We start from the raw sequence: 23,766 nt of genomic DNA on the forward strand, positions 1-23,766 counted from the left end.
TCAGGGGCCGGCGTCGTGTGGCTGCGCTTGCAGCCACTCGACGAATGCATGCGCGTCTCCTTCCTCGTGGAAGTCCACGGCAACGTAGTTGGGTTTGCGCCTCGCGGCCGGCTGGCAGTATTTCGTGTAGCGGTCCCATAACGCTTCGAACGCGTTGTCGTAGTACGCGTGCGAACGCACCGGCAGGCCATGGAACTGGTTCATCGTGAAGAGCGGAGGCCAGCCGGGCTTTTCCTCGATCTCGGGCGTGGACAGCGGCCGGCTCGCTCCCCATCGGCTGTAGCAACGGCGGTCGTGCTGCAAGGGTGTCGTCCCCAGGCTCCAGTAGTTCTCTACGGTGAAGTCCTCGCTCGGCATGATCGTCACGCCGCCCCCGCGTGTCATGAGTGTGCCGCTCTGGTCGCGATTGAGGCTGAAGATCAGGACGCGTTGCCCGCGTTTCACCATGTCCGCATAGGTCGGCCAGGTGGGAGTCGACCAGCTGTACGGGTCGAACGTCGCGCCGGCGAGAAACGGGGCGCGGTCCAGTTCGGCTACGAGTTGCTGTCGTTCGGTGAAGTCGTCCAGTTGCAATGTGAGGATCGCGTCCGGGTTCTGCTCGAGGAAAGGGCGGATCGTGTCGTTGAGCAGGTCGGCCAGTGGCACCGACGACGGTCCGGTGCATCGGTTGTGACAAAGGCGCACACGCTTGTCGTAGTAATGAAGGTCCAGCATGAATGCGCGGACCCCTGCCTCCAGCTGTTGCGCGATCGTCTGGCTCTGGTTGGGAACGAGGCCATTGCTGGTGAAAGCATTGTGGGTCGTGACCCAGGTGTAACGATCGAAGGGAAGATCCTTGGAAATGGGCGCCTGGGCACGCGCGGTGTCGGCCAGCCAGGCGATGGCGAGAAGGCACACCGCTCGGGTGACCAGGGAGTTGGACGTCATGATGCGGGCTTTCCTTGATGGGAAACCCGAGTCTAGGAAGGCGCGCCCTCGCGCCACCGTAGGGCAACGCCATCGCGGCTTGTAGTTCCTGGCCCTAATTCACGTACGTGTACCTGGAGCCCTGACGCTCAACGTTGGCAGCCCGGGCAATAGAACGAAGCCCGGCCGCCGAGCGTTGCCACGCGTATGGCCTTGCCGCAAACCTTGCACGGTTTGTCGGCACGGCCATACGCGTACAGTTCCTGGAAGAAGTAACCCGGGGCGCCATCGGGCGAGATGAAGTCGCGCAAGGTGGTGCCGCCCCGTTCGATCGCGTAGGCGAGGATGCGCTTCACTTCGCCCGCCAGCTTTGCGTAGCGCGCGCGCGAGACCTTGCCCGCCGGCGTGCGAGGGTCGATGCCGGCGGCGAAGAGGGCCTCGCTTGCATAGATATTGCCCACGCCGACGACGACGGCGTTGTCCATCAGGAGGGTCTTTACCGCCGCCGAACGGCCACGCGAGACGCTCCAGAGCAGGTCGCCGTCGAATGCGTCGGTGAGCGGCTCCGGGCCGATGCCTTCGAGCAGTTCGTGCGTTTCGCCCGGCATCTGCCAGAGCAGAGCGCCGAAGCGGCGCGCATCGGTGAAGCGCAGCATCTGGCCGGAGTCGAGCGCGATATCCACATGGTCGTGTTTGCCCGCGGGCGTATCGGCAGGCAGGACACGAAGCACCCCGGTCATGCCCAGGTGGAACAGCGCGGTGCCCGCCCGGGTGCGCAGCAACAGGTACTTGGCCCTGCGCTCGACATTGTCGATCACCTGTCCGGGCAGCAGCGCCGAGATTTCCGGAGGAATCGGCCAGCGCAGGTCCGGACGGCGCAGCACGACGCCGGTGATGCGGCGGCCCGACACGTGCGGGGCGATGCCGCGGCGGGTGGTTTCGACTTCGGGTAATTCAGGCATGGCGGAAAGATGGGGCGCGGGGGCGCCGCTGGCAAGCCGTGCCGGTTCCCCGGCAAGCGACCCGCTAAGGCGAGCCCCCGGCCGTCGTCGGCAGCGACGCCGTGCGCGGCGCGCGCGGTAACGCCTGCGCGGGAACGATGGCGATGCGATCGCCGACCTTCACATAGCGTTGCTTGCCGAGCGCGGTCATGTCGCCGAACTCCAGGCGCACGTCGTCGAGCACGAGCACCGCCACGGGCGGCGACAGGCCGATCTTCGCCGTGTCGAATTCCGAAGCGGCCCGCCAGGAGGCGACAGGCGTGGCGGCAAGGGATGCAAGGTCCTCCGCGCGGCCTTCGTCCGCCTTCGCGCCCGCGCTCGTCCAATGGCCATCATGCCGGTCGAAACGTTGGCCGGGCATGCCGCGCAGCTCCACGTCGATATGCCGCACCGCGTCCGGGTCGAGCCCGGTCAGCGTATGGGCGCGAGCGTCGGCGTCGTCGGCGCGCCACTGCCACGCTACCGCCGCGACGAGCGCGACGACGCATGCGATGCCGACGAGTCGGGCCTTCACCTTAGCGCCGCCTCCGGCGCCACGCGATGCCCCCACCGAGGCCGAGCAAAAGGAGGGGAAGAGCGACGAGGAAGCCGAAGGTCACCAGGTTGAGGCCGTCCTGCGACAGGGAAATCACCCGGTCGGGCGCGCCGCGGGAGGGAAGGTCGACGAGCACGTCGTCGCCGAGCAACCAGTCCAGGATGCGTTCTCCCAGGGCGCGGTTGCCGCCGTTACCGACATAGGTATTCGAGAGGAAGTCGCCGTCGCCGATGACGACGGCACGCTGCTCGCTTTTCGCCGGACTCGGCGACAGGCGGTTCAGCGCGAAGCCGAAGTCGAGGGGGCCTTTGAGTTCCCCCGCTTCGGGATGGAAGGCGACCGTCGAAGGCTTGTCGTTGTCGATGCCGCCGAAGGTGGTCCAGCTGCGCTCGCCCGAACGCAGGAACGGGACGACGGCCCATTCGTGTGCCGACACCTGCGCGAGGGCCGACACTTGCGGGAATAGCGTCGTGTCGCGGAACGCCCGCGTGATCGCGTGGAAGGGGTAGTCGCCGAGCACCACGATGCGTGGATCGTTCACGTTGAGCGTACTGCCCTGGCCGTCGACGAGCACGCCGGGCAGGACGCGGATGCCGAGCACGTCGGCCAGCGGGCCGGTGCCGAGGTCCTGGTTGTCCGGTTCGGTCAGCCACAGCAAGTTGCCGCCCCCGCGCACGTAGTCGACGAGCGCCGCGACACTCGCCGTCGGCAGCGGTGCGACCGGACTGGCGAGCACGACGAGGTCGGTATGCTCCGGCACTCCGCGGGTCTGGCTGAAATTGAGCGGCACCGCGCGGATGCCACGGCGTTCCACCTGGCTCATGAAGGTGCCGAGGTCCGCGTTCGCGTGCCCATCGGCCTGCCGCTCGCCGTCGCCCGTGACGAAGGCGACGATGCGTTCACCGCCTCGCGCCAGTCGTTCAAGTGCATTCGAGAGGTTGCGTTCGTTGATGGGGCTTTCCACGCGCTCTTCGCGGCCCGCGTAGCGAACCAGGAGCGCGCCATCGCCGGATATGCCCAACTGACGCGACGCCGCGGGATCGAGGTCGGGATCCACGAAGGAGAGGCGAAGATCGTTCTTTTCCCTTACGTAGCGCTCCATGACGGCGGCAATCTGTTCGCGAAGCGGGCCCGTAGGCGAGATGTAACCGACGACGTCGACCGGGCCGCGGAGCTTTTCCAGCACCGCGACGCTCTCGGGGGCGAGGCTCGCACGCGCGCCGCGCGTCCAGTCGAACGTCCACGCGTGCCGGGAACTCAGGAAACCGATGCAGCCTGTCGCGACGACAAGCCCGATGACGACGAACCAGCGGTCGAAACGGCGCATCACTGGCGCTCCCGGTCGGCGCCAAGACGGCGTATGGCGAGGGCCAACGACAACGCGATCGCTAGGGCGAACCACACGAGGTCGCTGGTCACGACGAGGCCGCGCAGCAGGTTCTGCAGATGCGTGGCCATCGTGAGCCACTCGAGGAAGCCGCCGGTCACGCCGGCGGCCTGCGCGCCCCGGTCGATGGTCCAGAGGATCAGCGTGACGATCAGCGCCATTGCCGCTGCGATGGCGGGAAACGAGGTGGCGGCGGAGCAGGCGATGCCGATGGCCGCGAGCGTGGCCAGAAGCAGTGCGGTGCCGAGCGTGGCCGCCGCCAGCTTGCCCCAGTCGGCCGTGGATTCCGCGCCGACGGCGAGCGGCATGACCACGGTCGCGAGCAGCCACAGCCCCAGCCAGACGAGCACCGCGAGGTACTTCCCGATGACGATGTGCCGCGGCGAGAGGCCGGTCGAGGCAAGCAGGGCGAGCGTGCCGCCGCGACGTTCTCCGGCGAGCTGGGTCATCGTCATCAGGGGCACGACGAGGAAGGCCAGTTTCGCCAGTTCGGCGAGCAAGGGAATCGCCACGAGATCCGTGAACCCGGGGGCATCGGCGACGGCCGCCAGCTTCACCTGCGCGCCGAGGAACTGGCCCAGGCCCAGGATGAAGGTCCAGGCGAGCCAGGCGATGGTGAGCGCGGCCAGTGCCCAGGCCAGGGGGCGCACGGCGAGGCGGCGGAGTTCGAGGCGCGCGACGGCGAGGGTGCTCATGCGGGCGCTCCCGTGGCGATGGCGAAGAAGGTGGCCTCGAGTGCGGCCCCGCCTTCGTCGCCGCGCAGCGGCGCGTCGTGGCGCAGGCGCCCCTCGTGGAGGATGGCTACCCGGTCGCACACGGCCAGCACCTCCGCCAGCACGTGCGTGGAAAGGATCACCGCGGCGCCCGCAGCGGCGCGTTCGCGGATCAGCCGGCGCAGTTCGCCCACCTGCACCGGATCCAGTGCGTTCGCGGGTTCGTCGAGAATGATGAGGGCCGGTTCGTGCACGAGGGCGCAGGCAAGGCCCAGGCGCTGCCGCTGGCCCTGCGACAGTACGCCGGCCAGCCGCCGGCGCAGATCGCCTAGCCGCAGCCGTTCGATCATCGCATCGGCGGCCCGGCGCGCCGCCGGACGGGTGGCGCCGCGCAGCCGGGAAAAGGCCACGAGGTGTTCCTCGACGGACAACTCGGGCCAGGACGGCGCGTTCTCGGGAAGCCATCCGACCAGCTGGCGGGCGAGGCCGGGATGGGCCACGAAGTCCTCCCCCCGGAGCCGGATGCCGCCCGTATCCGGCCGGAGGGCGCCGGCGAGCATGGCCAGAGACGTCGATTTGCCGGCTCCATTGACGCCCAGGAGGCCCATGACTTCACCGGCGTTCAGGGAAAAGGACACGTCGATGACGGCCGCGCGTCCGGCCCGGCGCCGGGACACGCCCTCGACATTCAGCAACGGTGCCACGCTCATGCGCTTACGTCGCCGATCGCCGCGCTACGGCGGCCATCGTGTGCGGATCGTGCCAAGAGGCGTTGACCTGTCTGAATATCGGGAGGGGCTGTCATCAGGCGATTGTGCGCAATGGCCTCTCGGTCCGACAACAGCCCTCTTCACAATTTGCCGGTTTCCATGCTGGTGGGTATGGCGACGGCTCGCTAGACTGGTACGGCAAAACTCCCTAACTACCCGTGCGGTAACGACTCCGATGCTCGACACCCTGCTCGATTTCCTGGCCAACGGCCTCACCAGCGCAAGCTGGGGGGAGATGCTGGTCTATCTGCTGGTCGTCACGCAGCTCACCATTTTCACCGTGACGCTCTACTACCATCGCAGCGCCACTCATCGCGGCGTCGACTTCCATTGGACGCTCAACGGCTTCTTCCGCTTCTGGGGCTGGCTGACGACGGGCATGGTCGTGAAGGAGTGGGTGGCCATCCACCGCAAGCACCACGCCAAGGTGGAGACGGAGGAAGATCCGCACAGCCCGCAGGTGTTCGGTATCAAGAAGGTCTTCCTCGACGGCGTCTCGCTTTACCGCGAAGCCAGCTACAACAAGGCGGACATGGAAAAGTACGGCCGCGGCACGCCGGACGATTGGTTCGAGCGCACGCTGTTCGGTCGTCACCCGTACTGGGGCCCGACCCTGATGGCCATCATCAACATCGCGCTGTTCGGCGTGGTGGGCATGGCGATCTGGGCCATCCAGATGGTGTGGATCCCGTTCTGGGCCGCCGGTTTCGTCAACGGCCTCGGCCACTGGTGGGGCTACCGCAACTTCGAAAGCTCCGACACCGCGACCAACATCTCGCCGTGGGGCTTCTGGATCGGCGGCGAAGAACTCCACAACAACCACCATGCGTTCCCCAGCTCGGCGAAGTTCGCCCTGCGCAAGTGGGAATTCGACATCGGTTGGGTGGCCATCTGCGGATTGCGCTTCGTGGGTCTGGCCAAGGTGCTGCGCGTGGCGCCCACGCTCAACATCCGTCCGAACGTGCACCTGCCGGACGCCGAAACGCTCAAGGGCGTGCTTGCGCTGCGCTTCCAGGCCACCACCGACTACTACCGCAACGTCATCCTTCCGACGATGCGCGAGGAGATGGGCCAGGCCGGCGAAAGCATCAAGTCCGTGCCGCGCCGGCTGCGCCGCGCGCTGGCCGACGGCGGCCGCTGGCTCGACAACGACGCCCGTGACCGCTTGCAGGCTGCGCTGGCCAACCGCCCGGCCCTCAAGACGGTCTGCGACTTCCGCGCGCGTCTTGTCGCCCTGATGGAAGAGCGTGGCGCGGAGAAGTCGCTGAAGGCGCTGCAGCAGTGGATCGTCGAAGCGGAACAGAGCGGCATCCGCTCGCTCCAGCAGTTCGCCCAGCGCCTGAAGGGCTATTCCGCCGTCGGCGCATAAGCGTCGCTGCGCGGCAAAGCCTGACCCGCCGTCGGAAGACGGCGGGTTTTTTTTTGCGGTTCTTCATTGGGAAGTCGGCTACGCCGGCGATCCCGCGGCAGTGGGCCGTAAAAAGCGCAAGCTATGTAACGCTGGCTGCCCTCGGGGCGCATTATCTTGCGCCCATGAAACCGACAACCGTCAATCGCTTCGAGTCCCGGCTGAAACGCGTGGCCGACCATCTGGCCGCCCACCTCGACGAGCCGCTGTCGCTCGATCGGCTCGCGGAGGTGGCGGCCATGTCGCCGTTCCATTTCCATCGCCTCTGGACGGCGATGGTGGGCGAGACCGTCGCGGCGAGCATTCGCCGGTTGCGCCTGCAACACGCCGCGCATCAGCTTCGGACCTCCGCCGCTCCGATCACCGATATCGCGCTTTCCGCAGGATTTGCCTCTGCGCAGGCCTTTGCACGGGCCTTCCGCGCGGCCTACGGTGCCACGCCGAGCGAGTACCGTGTCGCCTCCACGGAGTGGGCGGCTCCCGCGCTTGGCTCGCCCCCGGCGGCTTCCCTGCTCGAAGTGAGGGTCGTGCACATGGAGCCCCTATCCATCGTGGCGATGCGGCGGACGGGCGCCTACACCGACAGCGACATTGCCGAGGATTTCCAGGTGCCATGGGCATGGGCCGAAGGGGAGGGGTGCCTGGAGGCACTGCGCGGCATCTACGGGGTGCCCTGGAACGACCCCGAGGCCGCTGAGGTCCCCGTCTTCTTCGCGGGACTGGATCTGGGTGCCTGCCCACCGCCGCCGGCACCGCTGGAGGTGATGGTCCTGGACGGCGGGGATCATGCGGTCACCCGAGTGATTGGCCCCTACGCGGGTATCGACGCAGCGTGCGCGGCGCTCTATCGGGACTGGCTGCCGGCCTCGGGTCGGGAGCCTGCCGATGCGCCACTTTTCCACCATTACATCGACGATCCCGAATCGACGCCGGAGCACGCACTCCGCACGGACATCTACCTGCCGTTGCAGCCCCTGTGAGAGGACTTCAAATGATGAAAGCCATGGGAGTCGCCACGGCCATGCTGATCGTCGGCACGTCCGCCGTCGCGGGGGAGTGCAAGGACGCCGCCAGCGTGGTTCGCGCCATGTTTGACGCATTCAATCGCCACGACGCCGCGGCCATGGTCGCTGCATACGCGCCCGATGCCGAGCTGCTGTCGCCCGACTTCTGTGCCCCGCGGCGCGGGCACGAGGATGTGCGGCGCACCTACCAGGCACTTTTCGACGACGCGCCGGATATCGTCGACACCATCGACGAGATGGTGGTGCAGGGCGATCGGGTGGCGGTGCTGTTCCACTCCCGGGGCACGGCGGGCGGGCAACCGTTTGAAGTGCCGATCGCCGCGTTCATTACCGTTTCCGACGGATTGATCGTGCGCGACAGAAGCGTCTTCCAGCCGTCGCCTGGTGCGTGCTTGCCATAAAGAAGGATTCCTCAAGTGTTACCGGAGGCAGCAAGGGCGTCGAGTCGAAGCCTCTGGTTTCGACAGAGTCGTCGTGGCGTTCACTTGCCCGGTATCGCCAAAGCGCTATGCACCTGAGCGTTTCGCATGGGCCCTTGGTGTCCACCCTCGCTGCTCAGACAGGTCCTCCGCGTTCGAAAAGGAAGGCCGCTGCCGCGGCCCATGTGCTTATCGGCCTTCGGCCGCTCACTTGTGCGGAACTCGCTTCGAGGGTGGACACCAAGGACCCTTCCGGGCGGTGCGGGCGCGTGATGGGAGAGCGGCGGGCGTCCGAGGCGGTGGCCTGCGCGAGCGATGCTCGAGGCGCGGCAGGGGTCGCCACAAGGAATTCTCCCGAAGTCACGAAAGACCTGGCCGAGGTTCACGGGGTGTGGTGAGGCGATGCAATCCCGCTCGCAGCGGCTGGCTTGGGCTGTGCCGGCTCTCCGGACAGGCCACCTCAAAGATGGGGAGAGTCTTCGGTGTCCATCCTCGAGGCGAGTTCCGCACAAGAGAGCGGCCGAAGGCCAGATAGATAAACGGGCCGCGTCAGCGGCCCCTCCTTGCCGAACGCGGAGGACCTGTCTGAGCAGCGAGGGTGGACGGCGAAGGCTCTGGCCTCACCGCCAAAGCTGACGGCGGCGCCAGCCGCTAGGGCACATGCATTCGCCATGGCGAATGAACCTTTGCATGCGGCATGCGTTCCCGGACTTCCGCGATGAACCTAAAAAAAACCCGCCGTGAGGCGGGTTTTTCAGAAGATCCGAAGCGCGGGGCGCTTACTTGATCTTGCCTTCCTTGTATTCCACGTGCTTCCGGACGACGGGGTCGTACTTCATGAAGACCATCTTTTCCGGGGTGTTCTTCTTGTTCTTCGTGGTCGTGTAGAAGTGACCGGTGCCCGCGGTGGAAATCAGGCGGTGCTTATCGCGCTTGCTTGCCATGGTTCGATCTCCTTAGATCTTTTCGCCGCGGGAACGGAGGTCGGCCAGCACAGCCTCGATGCCGTTCTTGTCGATGGTGCGCAGCGCGTGGTTGGAAACGCGGAGCTTCACCCAGCGGTTTTCGCTGGCGACCCAGAAGCGGCGCTCATGCAGGTTCGGCAGCCAGCGGCGGCGGGTCTTGTTGTTCGCGTGCGAGACGTTGTTGCCGGTCTGCACACCCTTATTGGTGACTTGGCATCTACGGGCCATGGGGGCCTCCTTATAGATTCGTTGGACCGCCCTTTGGCCAGGACGGCATCGGCCCAGCGGCGTGCCGTTCGACCGGCTGCCACGCGATGGCTGGAGGGTGGTGCGCTTCCGCCCGTATAAGCCCGCATCGCGTAACGGACTTTCCCGACGTGTCGGGCTGGCATAGGGAAGCCGGGCATTCTCTCAGAAGCCGGGGCCCGCACGCAAGCCGGACTGTGCGGCGCGGCGGGTTGTGTGAAACAATCCGTGCTTTCGTGCCAGCGGCACACGACCCCACACGACGCTCTTTCGAGGACCACGCAATGGCAGACATCAACGCCAACGGCCAGGCCGGCCAGCCGCAGCTCGTGCTGCAGAAGATCTACGTGAAGGACGCCTCCTTCGAAGCCCCGAACGCCCCGCAGGTGTTCCAGGAAATGGGCGAGACCGAAGCACAGCCCCAGGTCCAGCTCAACCTGGGCCACAAGGCCGTCGACCTCGGCAACGACCTCTTCGAGGTGGTGCTGAGCCTCACGCTCACCTGCAACCTGGGCGAGCGCACCGCCTACCTCGCCGAAGTCCACCAGGCCGGCATCTTCGGCATCGCCGGTTTCTCGGGCGACGACCGCGACGGCATCCTCGGTTCGTACTGCCCGAACCTCCTGTTCCCGTACGCGCGCCAGATGGTCTCCGCCATGATCCAGGAAGGCGGTTTCCCGCCGTTCCTGCTCCAGCCGATCAACTTCGATGCCCTCTACGCCGAACAGCAGCGCCAGCAGCTCGAAGGCGCAGGTACTCACTCGCTCAACAGCTGAGCGATGAGCGCCACCTCCCGACCCACCGTCGCCGTCCTCGGCGCCGGGTCATGGGGCACCGCGCTGGCAGCCCTGCTGGCGCGTAACGACGTTCCCACGCGCCTGTGGGGCCGCGACGCCGAGGCGCTCGCGGCCATGGCCGCGGCGCGTCGCAATCTGCGCTACCTGCCTGATCTCGACCTCCCGCCGGAACTGGTCTACGAGGCCGATCTCGCCACCGTGCTGCGGGGCGCCGGCATCGTGCTGCTGGTGGTGCCGAGCCACGCCTTCGCCGCCATGCTCGACCAGATCGTGCCCCTTCTGGAGCCCGACGCCCGGGTCTCCTGGGCCACGAAGGGCTTCGAGACCGGCACGGGGCGCTTCCTGCACGAGCTGGTGAACGAGAAACTCCCAGGCCGCCCGGCGGCAGTCGTCACGGGCCCCTCCTTCGCCCGCGAGGTCACCGCCGGCCTGCCGAGCGCGGTCACCGTGCACGCCACCGACGAAGCGTTCGGCAAGGAACTGGCCGTGCTGCTGCATGCGCCGAATTTCCGCGCCTATACGGGCAACGACATCCTGGGCGCCGAACTCGGCGGCGCCATGAAGAACGTGCTGGCCGTGGCCACCGGCGTGGCCGATGGCATGGAGCTCGGCCTGAACGCCCGCGCCGGCCTCATTACCCGGGGCATGAACGAGATGCTGCGGTTGGGGGTGGCCCTGGGGGCTCGGGCGGAAACCCTCATGGGGCTGGCCGGCCTGGGCGACCTCGTGCTCACCTGCACGGGCGACCTCTCGCGCAACCGCCGGCTGGGTCTCGCGCTCGGTCGGGGCGTTCCGCTGCCCGAGGCCATCCGCCAGATCGGCCAGGTGGTCGAAAGCGTGGTCACGGCGGACGAAGTTGCCCGTCTGGCCGGCTTCCACGGCCTCGACCTGCCGATTTCCGCCGGTGTGCGGGCGGTGCTCCATGGCGAGGTCACGCCCGAGGAAGCCCTGCGCACACTGATGGGTCGTGAGCAGAAGGCCGAATATCCCGTGGATCTCTTCCCCGCACGCGACTGAGGCGGCACCCGCAGCCTCCCGTGCTGCCTGAACCGGCCCGGTCCACCGGGTAAAAAGTCCTACGGGTAACGCCTTCGGGCTTTGCTAAGCTTCCTGTTTTGGTCGCGCGGGCAGGATCGCTACGGATGCATCAACCGGACGACAAGCGCAGGCGGAACGACATCGTGGAGTCGCTGCCGCAGGCGTGGCAGCGAGCCATGGGGTCGGCCGCGCGGACGGTCGCCACGGAGGGCTCCGTACTCGGCTTTTTCCTCGAGGGCGTCAACGACGACCACGAGCCCGCCGCGCACCTCGACGTTGCCCCGGTCCTGCTGACGGTCGGCACGGATGGGCGCTTCTCCCGACCGTTGCCCCTGGATAGCCGGCACCTTCCGGAGGCAACGCTCACGGTGGTGGAGAAACGCCTCGCCGCCACGCTGCTGGGCCTTCCCCAGACGCTCCGAAAGAGCCGCAGCTACGCGCGGTTCACCGGCGAACTCGGTGACCAGCTGCTTGCCGAGATCCTGGACAGCGCGCCCTGTTTCTTCGGCGGCGTGGCCGGCCTGCAACTGTCGCGCGGGAAACCGCAGCCGCTGCGCTGGCGTTGGAACCTCGAAAAGGACGGCAGCCAGAAGCTTTTGCCCGACGTTCCCGCGAGCCAGCGCCTGTTCCGCGTGGGCTCGCTCTGGTTCCTCGACGCCGAACACGCCGAGGTCGGTCTGCTGGAAGGTGAGCAGGAAGAAAGCGCCTGGCTCGACCTGCCGCCATTGCCACCCGAGAGCACCGCCGCCTTCCGTACGTCGCTGGAAACGACGCGCATGGGCCCCCGCGTGCCGGTGCCGCAGGTGTTCGGCGAAGTGCGCCGCGCCGAGGTATCGCCTCGGCCGGTGCTCGTGCTGCACGCCCTGACGCGGCACGCGCGGCTGGCGGCCGGTACGCCGCCGTTGGCCTATGGGCGCCTGGCCTTCGATTACGCCGGCGAGCGCCTGCCGGGGCGCGGTGGCGAGCCGCTGGTCCGTCGCATTCGCAACGGCGTGCTGCTGGAGATCGCCCGGCGTCGCGCCGAGGAATTGTCCGCCATGGAAACCCTCGAAACCGCAGGCCTCAATCCGGCGGTGGACACCGAGGGCCTTCCCTGGGACATGGCCGACACGCTTCCCGACGACGCATGGCTGTTCCCGGGCAAGGGGTATGCGGGTGCGCTCGAGGTGAACACCCCGGCCCGCTGGCTCGCCCTGCGGCCGAGGCTCGAGGCCGACGGCTTCCTCCTGGAATACGCCGCGAGCTTTCCGTTCGAAGTCCTCGAGGGGCCGGTGCGCTGGTATGGCCAGGCGAACGAAGACGACGCGGATCGCGCCTTCGACCTGGAAATCGGCATCGAGGTGGAAGGAAAACGGGTGAACCTGCTGCCCGCGGTGGCTCAGGCCCTGGCCGAGCACCAGCTCAGCCTCAGCCCGATGCCGGGCGAGGCGGCGGACTCGGTCTGGTACGCCCCCGTGGACGAGCGCCGCCGCGTGCCGGTGCGCCTGAAGGAACTGCGCGGCCTTCTCGCGCCCCTGGCGGAATACCTGGAGAAACCGCGGCAGCAGTTGCACCTTCCGAGGGTGCAGGCCGGCCGCCTGGAGGAACTGGCGCAGGCGCTGCCGAGCGGCGGCTCCTTCGAAGCGCCCGAGCGGTTGCGCGGCTTCACGCGCCGCTTGCGCGAGGCGGCCGAGCGCGCGAGCGACGCAGTACCCGAGGGTCTGCGGGCTGAACTGCGCGGCTACCAGCGCGACGGCCTGCGTTGGATGAACGCGCTCGCCGAAGCCGGTACGGGCGGCGTGCTCGCCGACGACATGGGTCTCGGCAAGACCTTGCAACTGATCACGCACCTGCTCGCGCTGAAGGAAAGCGGCAACCTCACGTCGCCCGCGCTCGTGGTCGTGCCGACCAGTCTCGTGCCCAACTGGATCTCGGAAGTGGCGCGCTTCGCGCCTGGCCTCACCCTTCTCGCCCTGCACGGCCCGCAGCGCGCGGAAACGTTCACGCGCATCGCCGAGCACGACGTCATCCTGACGACATACGCGCTTTTGCCACGCGATGTCGACACCCTGAAGAAGCAGGCCTTCTCGCTGGTGGTGCTGGACGAGGCGCAACAGGTGAAGAACCCGCGCACGCAGGCGCGCCGTGCGCTGCTCACGCTGAAGGTGCCGCGTTGCCTGTGCCTTACCGGCACGCCGCTGGAAAACCACTTGGGCGAACTCTGGTCGCAGATCGACCTTGCCGTGCCAGGGCTGCTCGGCGACGAAGGCGCCTTCCGCCGCCATTATCGCGTGCCGATCGAGAAACACCAGGATCTCGAATGCCAGGAGCGGCTCAATCGCCGTATCGCGCCCTTCATCCTTCGCCGCACGAAGGCACAGGTGGCGTCGGAATTGCCGGCGAAGACGGAAATCACGCGCCGTGTGGTGATGGAACCGAAACAGCGCGACCTCTACGAGAGCCTGCGTCTTTCGCTCGCCGAGGAACTACGCGAGGTGATCGCGCAGCGCGGCATCGCGCACAGCGGCATCGTGGTTCTCGATGCGTTGCTCAAGCTGCGCCAGGTCTGCTGCGATCCGCGTCTCGTGAAGCTCGAAGCCGCGCGCGGCGTGCGCGAGTCGGCGAAGTTCGAGCTGCTGATGGACATGCTGCCCGCGCTACTTGCCGAAGGCCGGCGTGTACTCCTCTTCAGCCAGTTCACGGAGATGCTCAAGCTCGTCGCCGGCGAACTCGACCGCCGCCGCATCAGTTATGTCACCCTCACCGGCGAAACGCGCGACCGCGCCGAACCCGTGCAGCGTTTCCAGGACGGCGAGGTGCCGTTGTTCCTGCTGTCGCTGAAGGCCGGCGGCGTCGGTCTCAACCTCACCAGCGCGGACACGGTGATCCACTACGACCCGTGGTGGAACCCGGCGGCCGAAGCGCAGGCGAGCGATCGCGCGCACCGCATCGGCCAGGACAAGCCGGTGTTCGTCTACCGCCTCATCACGGCCGGCACGGTGGAAGAACGCATCGAGGAACTGAAGGCCCGCAAGGCGGAACTTGCCGACGCCGTGCTCGAAGGCGGCGGTAGCCGCGAACGCCTCAGCTTCGACGAAAGCGACCTCGACGCGCTACTGGCACCGTCGGTCTGATGTCCTCCGGACGCAACACGCGTCGGCCGGGCTCGCTGGTCTTGTAATCCATGGGTCACATGCCGTAACTTATGGGTTACGGTCGATCCATGTACGAGATCGTCCAGAGTGAAACGTTTCGCCGGTGGGTTTCCAGGCTCCGCGACCACATGGTTGTCGCCAGAATCCAGGCTCGCCTCCGCCGCATGTCGCTCGGTCATCCGGGCGATGTGAAGCATGTTGGAGAGGGCGTTCGCGAGATGCGCATCGATCACGGCCCGGGTTATCGCCTCTACTACATCCACCGACGATCGGTACTCGTGGTCTTGCTGACCGGCGGGGACAAGAGCAGTCAGCAGTCCGATATCGCGCAGGCCATTACGTTGGCGGCAGCATGGGACCAGAACGAATGAAAGAGAAATTCACCCGGTGGGACGCCGTCGATCAGCTGCATTCCGAAGTGGAGCAGACGGCCTATCTCAATGCATGTCTCGAAGACGATCCCGGTGACGGAAGCCTTGTGAGGGCGGCCCTGGGAGATATCGCTCGCGCACGCGGCATGAGTAGCGTCGCGCGCGCTACGGGTATCTCGCGCGAGGGCCTCTATCGAGCCCTGTCGTCAGACGGCAATCCCGAATTCGCGACCGTCATGCGCGTCATGCGCGCGCTGGGTGTCAACCTGCGCGCGGCATGACGCCATGCTTCAGCGGCGCAGCGGTGTGCCGCCGGCCTCGACGATCGCCAGCGCCGTGCCGCCGATGAGACCCGGCTCCGGGTTCATGATGGCCTGTGTGGGCACCGATTCCATCGTGTCGCGGAAACGGCCCTTCGCTTCGAAGCGCTCGCGGAAGTGGCCCTTCTGGATCCACGGCAGGAGGATCGGCGTCATGCCGCCGGTGAGGTAAACGCCGTCCCACGCACCCAGCGTGAGTACGAGATCGCCGGCCACGCTGCCGAAGATGCCCGCGAACGTTTCGACCGCGCGGCTGCACATCGGGCAGGATGCGTCGGTGGCGCGGCGCGTGATGTCTTCCGGCGTGATGGCTTCGTCCGGTTTCTGGCCGGAGATCTCGCAGATCGCGTTGTAGAGGTTCACGAGGCCGGCGCCGCTGATGAGGCGTTCGTTCGACACGCGGCCGTAGTGAAGGTTGAGCACCTTGAGGATCTCGATGTCCTCGGCGCTGTGCGCGGCGAAGCCGGCATGGCCGCCCTCGGTCTGCAGCACGCTCACCTTGTCGCCACGGATCAGCAGGCCGCCCACGCCAAGACCGGTCCCCGGGCCGACGACCACGAAGGTCTGCTCTTCCTTGCTGCCGATCTTCGGGATGGGGGGATTGCCGACCTGCACCAGATCGGCATGACCCTTGGCATCCGGCTTGTCGGTCATCAGCATGACCGCCATCGATTGCGCGGCGAAGTCGTTCACGAGGTGGACCCACTCGAGGCCGAGTTCCTTCGTGAGGTTCTTTGCAGAGATGGCCCACGGATTGTTCGTGACCTTCACGGTCTCGCCGTTGTCGATGCGACCCGCGGCGGCAATGATGGCGCGCTGGGCCTGGTGGCCCGTTTCCTTGAAGTACTGCTGGGCAGCTTCGCCGAGCGATGCGTAGTCCTTGACGTGGTAGCGCCGGATGCTTTCCTGAATGAGCGGCGGATCTTCATCCGGATGAGCGATGCCGAAGCGCACGTTGGTGCCGCCGAGGTCGGCGAGCAGAGTCGGCGCCGGGGCGCTAACGTTGGCCATGTTGAGGAACCTGTCATGTCACGGAAGCCCGCAAGGGTGCCTCGCGCGGGCGCTGACGTCTAGTGAAGGCCTACTCCGGGCCGGGCTGAAGCCCTACAGGAGGTCGATCGTCCGGCGGAGGCTTTGACGTAAACGATTACGTCGGCAGAATACCTTATTGCCCGGGGCAGTGGCAGGCATCGCCCGTCAGCCCCGGGCCCACGGGAGAGCAGGAAATGGCAGCAGTTCGCCTCGACAAGGTGCGCAAGGTGTATCCGAACGGGCATGTGGCCCTGGAGGAGGCGAGTTTCGAGATTGCGGACGGCGAATTGCTGGTCCTTGTGGGGCCTTCGGGCTGTGGCAAGACCACGTTGCTGCGGATGATTGCCGGCCTGGAGTCGATCACGGGCGGCACGATGCGCATCGGCGACCGGGTGGTGAACGATGTGGCACCGAAGGATCGCGACATCGCCATGGTCTTCCAGAATTACGCGCTGTATCCGCACATGACGGTGCGCGAGAACCTCGGCTTCGGGCTGCGCCTGCGTGGCGTGGCACGTGAGGAGATCGACCGGCGCGTGGCGGTGGCGTCCGACATGCTGGGGCTGAACGAGCGCCTGGAACACCGTCCGGCCGCACTCTCGGGCGGTCAGCGGCAACGTGTGGCGCTGGGCCGCGCGCTCGTGCGCGATCCGGCGGTGTTCCTGCTCGACGAACCCCTGTCGAACCTCGATGCGAAGCTGCGCCTCTCCACCCGCGTGGAAATCGCGCGCATCCATCGCCGCCTGGGCGCGACGATGGTCTACGTCACGCACGACCAGATCGAGGCGATGACGCTTGGCCAGCGCATCGTGGTGCTGAACGGCGGCGTGGTGCAGCAGCTGGACACACCGATGAACCTCTACAACAGGCCGGCGAACCTCTTCGTGGCGGGATTCCTGGGCAGCCCGGCGATGAACCTCTTCCACGGCACGCTGCGCCACGCCGATGGTCTGCGACTGGAAACGCACAACGGCGCCATCGCCCTGGGCACGCAGGCGCACGCTCTCGAAGCCTGGGTGGACAAGGCGGTCATCGTCGGCATCCGCCCCGAGGACCTGCTTACCGTGGCCGACCACACGGGCGTGGACGAACGCCTGCGCGCGCACGTGGAAGTGGTGGAACCGGTGGGCAACGAGGTGTTCCTGAACATGCGGCACGGCGAAGCCGAACTGGTGGCCCGCGTGCCTCCGCATTCGGCGATCCAGCCCGGCACGGAGGTGGCACTAGGCTTCCAGGGGGAGAGGCTGCATTTCTTCGATCCGGAGACGACGCTGCGCATAGCGGTCTGAGCGAGCGCCCGTTCGCGTACCGGTGCCGCCTGCGACGCCGTGTCCACCGGCGGCGGGGCCGTGAGGAGTAAAATGGGCGGATCGCCAACGAACAGGCCCGTCCCATGACCTTCCCCGCCGTCCGAATGCGCCGCATGCGTCGCGACGCATTTTCCCGCGCCCTGATGCGCGAGACCGTGCTCACCGTGTCCGACCTCATCATGGTGGCCTTCGTGGTCGACGGGGAGGGCGTGCGGCAGCCGGTGTCGTCCATGCCGGGCGTGGATCGCCTTTCCATCGACGAACTGGTGAAACTGGGCGCGGAATGCGTGGAACTCGGTATTCCCGCGCTGGCGCTGTTTCCCTCCGTGGATGCCTCGGTGAAAACCGAGGACGCACGCGAGGCGTGGAATCCCGACGGCCTCTTCCAGCGCGCCGCGCGCGAACTGAAACGCCGCTTTCCGGATCTGGGCCTGATCGGCGACGTGGCGTTGGACCCGTACACCACGCACGGCCAGGACGGGCTGATCGACGCCGACGGTTACGTCATGAACGAGCCGACCGTCGAGGCGCTCATCAAGATGTCCGTGGCGCAGGCCGAGGCGGGTTTCGACTTCGTGGCGCCGTCGGACATGATGGATGGCCGCATCGGTGCCATCCGCGAGGCACTGGAAGACGCCGGGCACATCCATACCCGCATCCTCTCGTATTCCGCCAAGTACGCGTCGAGTTTCTACGGCCCGTTCCGCGATGCCGTCGGCTCGGCGGCGAACCTCGGCAAGGGCAACAAGCACACCTACCAGATGGACGTCGGCAACAGCGACGAGGCCCTGCGCGAAGTGGAACTCGACCTCGCTGAGGGTGCCGACGCCGTGATGGTGAAGCCGGGCTTGCCGTATCTCGACATCCTGCGCAGGGTGAAGGACACCTTCGGCGCGCCGACCTTCGTGTACCAGGTCAGCGGCGAGTACGCGATGATCAAGGCCGCCGCGCAAAACGGCTGGGTGGACGAGAAGGCCGTGGTGATGGAGTCGCTCATGTCGATGAAGCGCGCCGGTGCCGATGCGATCCTCACCTACTTCGCCATCGACGTGGCACGCTGGCTGAAGGGCTGATCCCACTCGCACAGGATTCGCCAAAACGCCGGTCCGCCCGCATGACATAATCCTTGCGACTTATCGGGGAGCCGGGATGGACGGTCATCATTTTCTCGAGACGGCGGTCGTCTTCCTTCTGGCGACGGTGATCGCCGTACCGCTGACCAAGCGCTTTCGCCTGGGCGCCGTTCTCGGCTACCTGCTCGCAGGCGTGGTCATCGGTCCGTCGGTGCTGGGCCTGGTGAGCGATACGGAAGGCGTCGCGACGATTTCCGATTTCGGCGTCGTGCTGATGCTCTTCGTCATCGGACTCGAACTCTCCCCATCGCGGTTGTGGGTGATGCGCCGCGCGGTGTTCGGAACCGGCAGCCTGCAGGTGCTCGCCTGTTCGGCGGCCCTCGGTGCGATCGGCTATTTCCTGTTCGGCCTTACCTGGAAGGCCGCGGTGATCGTCGGCGGCAGCCTTGCGCTGTCGTCCACGGCGTTCGGCCTGCAGATCCTGGCCGAGCGCAAGGAAGCCGGCACCGTCTACGGCCGCCAGGCCTTCGCCATCCTCCTCTTCCAGGACCTCGCGGCCATTCCGCTGATCGCGGCAGTGCCGCTGCTGGGCGGGGCCATCGCTCGGGACGCCCATGCGCCCGACCTCATGAGCGTGGTGCGGGTGGTCGGCACGATCCTCGCCGTGATCGTGGGCGGTCGACTGCTGCTGCGCCACGTGTTCCGTTTCGTCGCGCGCGCGAAGAGCACCGAAGTGTTCACGGCCACCGCTTTGCTGGTGGTCATGGGCACCGCGTGGCTGATGGAGCTGGCAGGCATCTCCACGACGCTGGGAGCCTTCCTCGCCGGCCTGCTGCTGGCGGATTCGGAATACCGGCACGAACTCGAGTCGAACATCGAGCCCTTCAAGGGGCTGCTGCTGGGTCTGTTCTTCATCAGCGTGGGCATGTCGGTCGATCTGGCCATGCTGGTCGACAAACCGCTGCTGGTACTCGGCATGGTCGCCCTGTTGATGGTGGTGAAGGCCGTCCTGATCATGCCGTTGGGGCGGCTGGTGGGTGCCTTGACCACGGCCGACTCCGTACGCCTGGCGGCCGTGCTCGCCTGCGGCGGCGAATTCGCGTTCGTCATCCTCAACCTGGCCCAGCAGGGTCGCGTCATCGACGACGCCCAGCGCGGGCTGATGGTGATGGCCATCTCGCTGTCCATGGCGCTCACGCCGCTGCTCGTGCTGGTGGCGTCGCGCATGGTCACCGAGCGCGTGCGCAAGCCCGACCGCGAGTTCGACAACATCGAGGCCGACACGCCGCGCGTCATCATTGCCGGCTTCGGCCGCATGGGCCAGATCGTCGCGCGCATCCTGCGCGCCCAGGGCATCCAGTTCGTGGCGCTGGAAAGTTCGGTGGAACAGGTGGAAACCTCGCGCCGGTTCGGCGGCACGTCGCTTTTCTTCGGCGATCCGGCGCGGCCCGAAATGCTGCGCGCCGCGCAGGCGGACAAGGCCGAGGTCTTCGTCATCGCGACGGACGATCCCGAAGCGAACCTGCGCACGGCGAGGCTGGTACGCAGGCAGTACCCGCACCTCAAGATCGTTGCCCGCGCGCGCAACCGTCAGCACGTGTTCCGCCTGATGGACATCGGCGTCGAGGACCCGGTGCGCGAAACCTTCTATTCCAGCCTGGAGATGACGCGCCACGTGCTCGAGTCGCTGGGCATGAGCGCGGAAGTGGCGCAAAGCCGCCTGGAACGTTTCCGCAGGCACGACGACCAGGTGCTTCGCGCGCAATACCTCGTCTACGACGACGAAACGGCACTCGTGCAGACCACGAAGGAAGCGCTGCACGATCTGCAACAGCTCTTCGAGGCGGACGCGGTCGAAGAGCGGGTGCGCGAAGAGGGAAGCTGATCAGTCGGGCTGTGCGGGCTGCCGCAGTGTCTGCCTGACGCTGGGAATGGCGCCGATGCGCGTGCCCAGTTCGTGCGCAATGTCCACGTAACCGAGGTGCCGAGCCACGTCGCCTGCCGTGCGGCCGAATGCATCGGCGGCATTGCGGTTGGCGCCGCGGTTCAACAGCACGCGCGCCGGCGGCAGTAGCGCGTGCATCGCACACGCATGAAGCGCGCTGACACCGCGATGGTCGGCGTGCTCCAGCTTCGCGCCGGCGTCGAGCAGCACCGGCACGAGCGCGCCCAGATGGGTGGGGTCCGCTTGGGTGCCGGGGCGCATGTGTGCCCCGAGGAGAATGAGCAAGGGCGTCACGCCCTCCTTGTCGGGCTTGTTCACGTCCGCGCCCTTGCCGATCAGGGCGTCGAGCAGGCGCCGCGCGCGCAGGCTGTCGCTGCCGCCGAAGCAGTACTGCGCGGCTGCGTGCAGGGCGGTATGCCCGTGCGCGTCCTGCGCGCTCACGTCGGCACCGGCACCCAGAAGGAGGTCGGCGATGTCGGGATATCCGAGCGTGGCGGCGATCATCAGTGCCGTGGCGTCGCCGGGGAGACGCTGATCCACGGCGACGCCCCGATCGATCAGGAGCGACACCACGTTGTCGCGGCGTGCGTTCACCGCCGCGGCGAGGGCCGTGACGCCTGACGCCGCGCTGGCCGCGGAATCGGCGCCCGCCACCAGAAGGCGCTCCGCCACGTCCCGGTGGCCGGCACCGGCCGCGCGGAGCAGTGCGGTGGCACCCTGGCTGTCGCGCGTATCCACGGCGAAGCCCAGTTCGAGCAGACGCTCGACGGCCTGGAGGTCACCCGCGGCAGCGGCGGAGGGAAGATCGTCCGCCCGCAGCGCGCGCCGCGGCAGTGGCCACGTGGACCAGCTCAGCCAGCGCTCCACGTCGCCATGCCCGATGCCCAGTCCGTACGGTGTTTCGCCGTTGATGTCGGCGGCCTCGGGATCGGCGCCGTGGGCCACCAGCTGGCGCACGAGCGGAAGGCTGTCGCCACCCTGTTCCAGCGCCGCATGCAGCGGTGTGCGACCGCTGGCGTCGCGAACGTTGGGGTCGAGCCCCCGCGCCAGCAGCGCGGCGAGCAGGCCGGCTCGCCCTGTGGCGGCAGCCATGTGCAACGGCGTGCGCCCACGTGCGTCGGCACCGAACGGGTCCGCGCCCGCCTCGAGCATCGCCAGCGTCAGCCTCTCGTCGGTGTCTTCCAGACGGCAGATGGCGTGGCCCAGCAGCCCCGCGCCGGCCGGGCTGGCGCCGGCCCGCATGAGCTGGAGCAACGCGTCGGCGGAGTGCGGCAACTGCGGAAGCAGGGCGTCGAACAGGCGGCGGCCGAGTACCCCTTCGTCGTCCGCCGGCGGGGCGAGGCGCGCTTCCGCGGGAAGGCCGTGATCCAGCAGCCATGCCCGCGCGGCGTCGAAGCCGGTACCGGCAAGGTCCACATACAAAGCCGCCAGCGCATGCGCAGGCCACTCCCGCGCCTTGGCGGCGAAGGTGGACGCGACCGCCCAATGGCCGAAGCGCAGCGCATCGTAGAGGTGCGGCGGCGAGTCCGCACCGGCTTCGGGTACGACCGATTCGCTCAGCGAACTCGGCAGCGGTGTTTCCGGGTCGAGCAGCGCGACGAAATCCCAGCGGCCCATGGCCGCGGCATGGTCGAGTGCGCTGCGGCCGTCCGCGGCGGGTTCCTTCGGCTGCGCGCCGAGGGTCAGCAGGGCGCGGACGGTGGCCGCCTGGGCTCGGGGCGACTGGCAGGCGAGCGTGAGGGCGTCGCGGCCATGGCCGTCGCGTGGCGAGGCATCGGCATTCGCGTCGGCGAGCATCTGGACGATGCCATGCGCCCCGGCGCGGGCTGCCTCCATGAGCGGCGTGGTGCCGTTCTTGTCCGCGAGGTTGGGATTCGCATGGGCCTGAAGGAGAACGCGTGCGATTTGCTCGTGTCCTTCGGCCGCCGCGGTCAGCAGCGCGGTGCGGCCATCGGCATCGGTCGCATTCACGGGTGCCTTGTAGCGCAGCAGCAGCTTGGCGCCCTCGCTGTCGTCGTCCGGAATGCCGGCCGCGGCGACCAGCGCCGGTTCACCACCCACCGGCGCGGGCTTGGCGCCGTGATCCAGGAGGAAGCGGGCCAGCGTCCAGTTTGCGGCGCGGCACGCGATCACGAGCGGGGTATCGCCAGCATGGTTCACGGCATCCACGGGCGCTCCGGCATCCAGGAGCATGGCAGCCACCGTCGGCTCCGCACTGAGCGCCGCACCGTGCAGGGGCGTGTTGCCTTCGGGGTCGGCGCCCGCGGGGTTGGCACCGTTGGCGAGCAGGGTGAGCACGGCTTCCGGGCGGCCGTGCCAGCTGTCGCGGCTGGCCGCGAGCAGGGCCGTCATGCCGTTATGCGCGCGGTTCACCTGGGCGCCCTTGCCGATCAGTGCACGGAGCAGCCGCGTATCCGGCGACAGGGCCGCAAGCGTGAGCACGGGACGCTGGTCGCGGTCGCCCGGCTCCGCGCCCGTTTCGGGATCGGCACCCGCTTCGACCAGCGCGACCGCCCGGGCGATGTCGCCGGCGCGCGTGGCCGCCAGCAGGGAGCGCTCGCGCACGCCGGGCTGGCTTTCCTCGCTGGCGAGCACGGGGATGGGTGGGCGCACGGTCTCGGCAGGGGTGGCCGCTGTGCTCTCACGCGGTTCGGCCCGCGACGCGCGGATGTGTTCGCGGCGATCGCAGAGCAGGGCGCGCAAGGTACGGTTGGCGATGAGCATGCAGCCGAGCGGCAGCAGCACCAGCCCGTAGATGCCCAGTGCCGCGATGCGCATCTCCGGCGGCAGCACGCCATAGAGTCCGGACAGCGCCACGGCGCTGAAGGCCAGGACGAGCAGGGCGAACGAGGCGGGGAGGAAATGGGAGAAGAACCGCTCCTCGGCGGACAGGTGCCGGCCGAACGTGATCGAGCGGGCCATGGCAGTGAATATCCATGAGCCGTCGCCGCTGCTTTCGGGGTAGGCGTCGTCCCAGACGAACACCAGCCCGAACGCCGGCCACACCCGCCACAGGGCGGCGAGGGCGACCACGAGCGTGGCGGCGAGAAGCAGGGCGGCCCCCAGGCTTGGTGCCTGGGTGAGCTTGAGCAGCGGCCAGGCGACGAGTACGAAAACGACGAAGGTGTAGGCCGTGAACATCACCAGGTGCGCCGATCCGCGTCGCAACACCGTGCGCAGGTAGCTCGTTTCCGGGTCGAAACCGATGGCGTGGCATACCGCGCCCATCGCCAGGGCGTTCGCCAGGAGCAGCGGAATGAGGGCGAGCGGCGACGCCGTCAGGCCCGCACAGGCGACCGCGGCGAGAGCAGGAAGGAACCAGGGCAGCGCCTTGATCAGCGGCGGGCGACGACGTTTGGAATTGGCCATGC

21 protein-coding genes are annotated in these 23,766 nt (G+C 67.7%); 11 read left to right on the forward strand and 10 right to left on the reverse strand.

Going from position 1 to position 23,766, the window contains the following annotated elements; translation table 11 throughout:
• From FHS47_RS16625 to FHS47_RS16650, 6 genes are all read right to left on the reverse strand, one after another.
• Positions 1-927 carry a hypothetical protein gene (locus tag FHS47_RS16625; protein WP_167030677.1) on the reverse strand — a complete coding sequence of 309 codons (927 nt, stop codon included), beginning with the start codon at positions 925-927 and terminating at the stop codon, positions 1-3.
• A 128-nt stretch (positions 928-1,055) separates the two neighbouring features.
• Positions 1,056-1,868 (reverse strand): bifunctional DNA-formamidopyrimidine glycosylase/DNA-(apurinic or apyrimidinic site) lyase, encoded by an 813-nt coding sequence (gene mutM / locus FHS47_RS16630; protein WP_167030682.1) that lies wholly within the window; start codon positions 1,866-1,868, stop codon positions 1,056-1,058.
• Positions 1,869-1,932: 64 nt separating this feature from the next.
• Positions 1,933-2,421 carry a hypothetical protein gene (locus tag FHS47_RS16635; RefSeq protein WP_167030685.1) on the reverse strand — a complete coding sequence of 163 codons (489 nt, stop codon included), beginning with the start codon at positions 2,419-2,421 and terminating at the stop codon, positions 1,933-1,935.
• Position 2,422: 1 nt separating this feature from the next.
• Positions 2,423-3,769 carry a GldG family protein gene (locus tag FHS47_RS16640; protein ID WP_167030688.1) on the reverse strand — a complete coding sequence of 449 codons (1,347 nt, stop codon included), beginning with the start codon at positions 3,767-3,769 and terminating at the stop codon, positions 2,423-2,425.
• The gene (locus tag FHS47_RS16645; RefSeq protein ID WP_167030691.1) at positions 3,769-4,524 is read right to left on the reverse strand and encodes an ABC transporter permease subunit; all 756 of its coding nucleotides are present in this window, start codon (positions 4,522-4,524) and stop codon (positions 3,769-3,771) included. The genes FHS47_RS16640 and FHS47_RS16645 overlap by 1 nt, the downstream gene beginning before the upstream one ends.
• A complete protein-coding gene (locus tag FHS47_RS16650; protein WP_167030694.1) occupies positions 4,521-5,252 on the reverse strand; it encodes an ATP-binding cassette domain-containing protein in 732 nt (243 codons plus the stop codon). Before FHS47_RS16650 ends, FHS47_RS16645 begins: the two co-directional genes overlap by 4 nt.
• 235 nt (positions 5,253-5,487) lie before the next feature.
• Between FHS47_RS16650 and FHS47_RS16655 the strand changes: the two genes are divergently transcribed.
• The 3 genes from FHS47_RS16655 (at position 5,488) to FHS47_RS16665 (ending at position 8,146) form a co-directional block, all read left to right on the forward strand.
• Positions 5,488-6,681 carry a fatty acid desaturase gene (locus FHS47_RS16655; protein WP_167030696.1) on the forward strand — a complete coding sequence of 398 codons (1,194 nt, stop codon included), beginning with the start codon at positions 5,488-5,490 and terminating at the stop codon, positions 6,679-6,681.
• Positions 6,682-6,845: 164 nt separating this feature from the next.
• Positions 6,846-7,700: an AraC family transcriptional regulator gene (locus FHS47_RS16660; protein WP_167030699.1), complete on the forward strand. Its 855-nt coding sequence runs from the start codon at positions 6,846-6,848 to the stop codon at positions 7,698-7,700.
• 41 nt (positions 7,701-7,741) lie between these two features.
• Positions 7,742-8,146 (forward strand): nuclear transport factor 2 family protein, encoded by a 405-nt coding sequence (locus tag FHS47_RS16665; protein WP_167030702.1) that lies wholly within the window; start codon positions 7,742-7,744, stop codon positions 8,144-8,146.
• A gap of 797 nt (positions 8,147-8,943) precedes the next feature.
• Here the strand turns inward: FHS47_RS16665 and rpmG are convergent.
• Together rpmG and rpmB are read right to left on the reverse strand one after the other, a co-directional pair.
• On the reverse strand, positions 8,944-9,108 hold the full coding sequence (gene rpmG / locus FHS47_RS16670; protein WP_036109728.1) for a 50S ribosomal protein L33: 165 nt from the start codon (positions 9,106-9,108) through the stop codon (positions 8,944-8,946).
• Between the two features lie 12 nt (positions 9,109-9,120).
• A complete protein-coding gene (gene rpmB / locus FHS47_RS16675) occupies positions 9,121-9,357 on the reverse strand; it encodes a 50S ribosomal protein L28 (protein ID WP_089981369.1) in 237 nt (78 codons plus the stop codon).
• Between the two features lie 302 nt (positions 9,358-9,659).
• On the opposite strand from rpmB, the gene secB reads away from it, so the two are divergent.
• The 5 genes from secB to FHS47_RS16700 all read left to right on the forward strand — a co-directional run bounded on the left by secB (position 9,660) and on the right by FHS47_RS16700 (position 14,996).
• On the forward strand, positions 9,660-10,151 hold the full coding sequence (gene secB / locus FHS47_RS16680; protein WP_167030705.1) for a protein-export chaperone SecB: 492 nt from the start codon (positions 9,660-9,662) through the stop codon (positions 10,149-10,151).
• A 3-nt stretch (positions 10,152-10,154) separates the two neighbouring features.
• Positions 10,155-11,189, forward strand: coding sequence for an NAD(P)H-dependent glycerol-3-phosphate dehydrogenase (locus FHS47_RS16685; RefSeq protein WP_167030708.1), 1,035 nt, complete (start codon positions 10,155-10,157; stop codon positions 11,187-11,189).
• A 125-nt stretch (positions 11,190-11,314) separates the two neighbouring features.
• The gene (locus tag FHS47_RS16690) at positions 11,315-14,323 is read left to right on the forward strand and encodes a DEAD/DEAH box helicase (RefSeq protein ID WP_167030711.1); all 3,009 of its coding nucleotides are present in this window, start codon (positions 11,315-11,317) and stop codon (positions 14,321-14,323) included.
• Between the two features lie 89 nt (positions 14,324-14,412).
• Positions 14,413-14,715 carry a type II toxin-antitoxin system RelE/ParE family toxin gene (locus tag FHS47_RS16695; protein WP_167030714.1) on the forward strand — a complete coding sequence of 101 codons (303 nt, stop codon included), beginning with the start codon at positions 14,413-14,415 and terminating at the stop codon, positions 14,713-14,715.
• Positions 14,712-14,996: an addiction module antidote protein gene (locus FHS47_RS16700; protein ID WP_167030717.1), complete on the forward strand. Its 285-nt coding sequence runs from the start codon at positions 14,712-14,714 to the stop codon at positions 14,994-14,996. Before FHS47_RS16695 ends, FHS47_RS16700 begins: the two co-directional genes overlap by 4 nt.
• Positions 14,997-15,005: 9 nt before the next feature.
• Here the strand turns inward: FHS47_RS16700 and glk are convergent, their stop codons facing one another.
• The gene (glk, locus tag FHS47_RS16705) at positions 15,006-16,046 is read right to left on the reverse strand and encodes a glucokinase (RefSeq protein WP_167030720.1); all 1,041 of its coding nucleotides are present in this window, start codon (positions 16,044-16,046) and stop codon (positions 15,006-15,008) included.
• Between the two features lie 215 nt (positions 16,047-16,261).
• Here glk and ugpC point away from each other — a divergent pair, with 215 nt between their 5' ends.
• The 3 genes from ugpC to FHS47_RS16720 all read left to right on the forward strand — a co-directional run bounded on the left by ugpC (position 16,262) and on the right by FHS47_RS16720 (position 20,335).
• Complete coding sequence (gene ugpC / locus FHS47_RS16710) at positions 16,262-17,356, forward strand: sn-glycerol-3-phosphate ABC transporter ATP-binding protein UgpC (protein ID WP_167030723.1); 1,095 nt, start codon at positions 16,262-16,264, stop codon at positions 17,354-17,356.
• A gap of 104 nt (positions 17,357-17,460) precedes the next feature.
• Entirely contained in the window at positions 17,461-18,450 is a 990-nt protein-coding gene (gene hemB / locus FHS47_RS16715; RefSeq protein WP_167030726.1) for a porphobilinogen synthase, read from the forward strand.
• A 76-nt stretch (positions 18,451-18,526) separates the two neighbouring features.
• Positions 18,527-20,335: a monovalent cation:proton antiporter-2 (CPA2) family protein gene (locus tag FHS47_RS16720; RefSeq protein ID WP_167030730.1), complete on the forward strand. Its 1,809-nt coding sequence runs from the start codon at positions 18,527-18,529 to the stop codon at positions 20,333-20,335.
• Here FHS47_RS16720 and FHS47_RS16725 read toward each other — a convergent pair whose 3' ends face one another.
• Positions 20,336-23,764 carry an ankyrin repeat domain-containing protein gene (locus FHS47_RS16725; RefSeq protein ID WP_167030733.1) on the reverse strand — a complete coding sequence of 1,143 codons (3,429 nt, stop codon included), beginning with the start codon at positions 23,762-23,764 and terminating at the stop codon, positions 20,336-20,338.
• Between the last annotated feature and the right edge of the window lie 2 nt (positions 23,765-23,766).

The organism is Luteibacter sp. SG786, from assembly GCF_011759605.1.
Lineage (GTDB): Bacteria > Pseudomonadota > Gammaproteobacteria > Xanthomonadales > Rhodanobacteraceae > Luteibacter.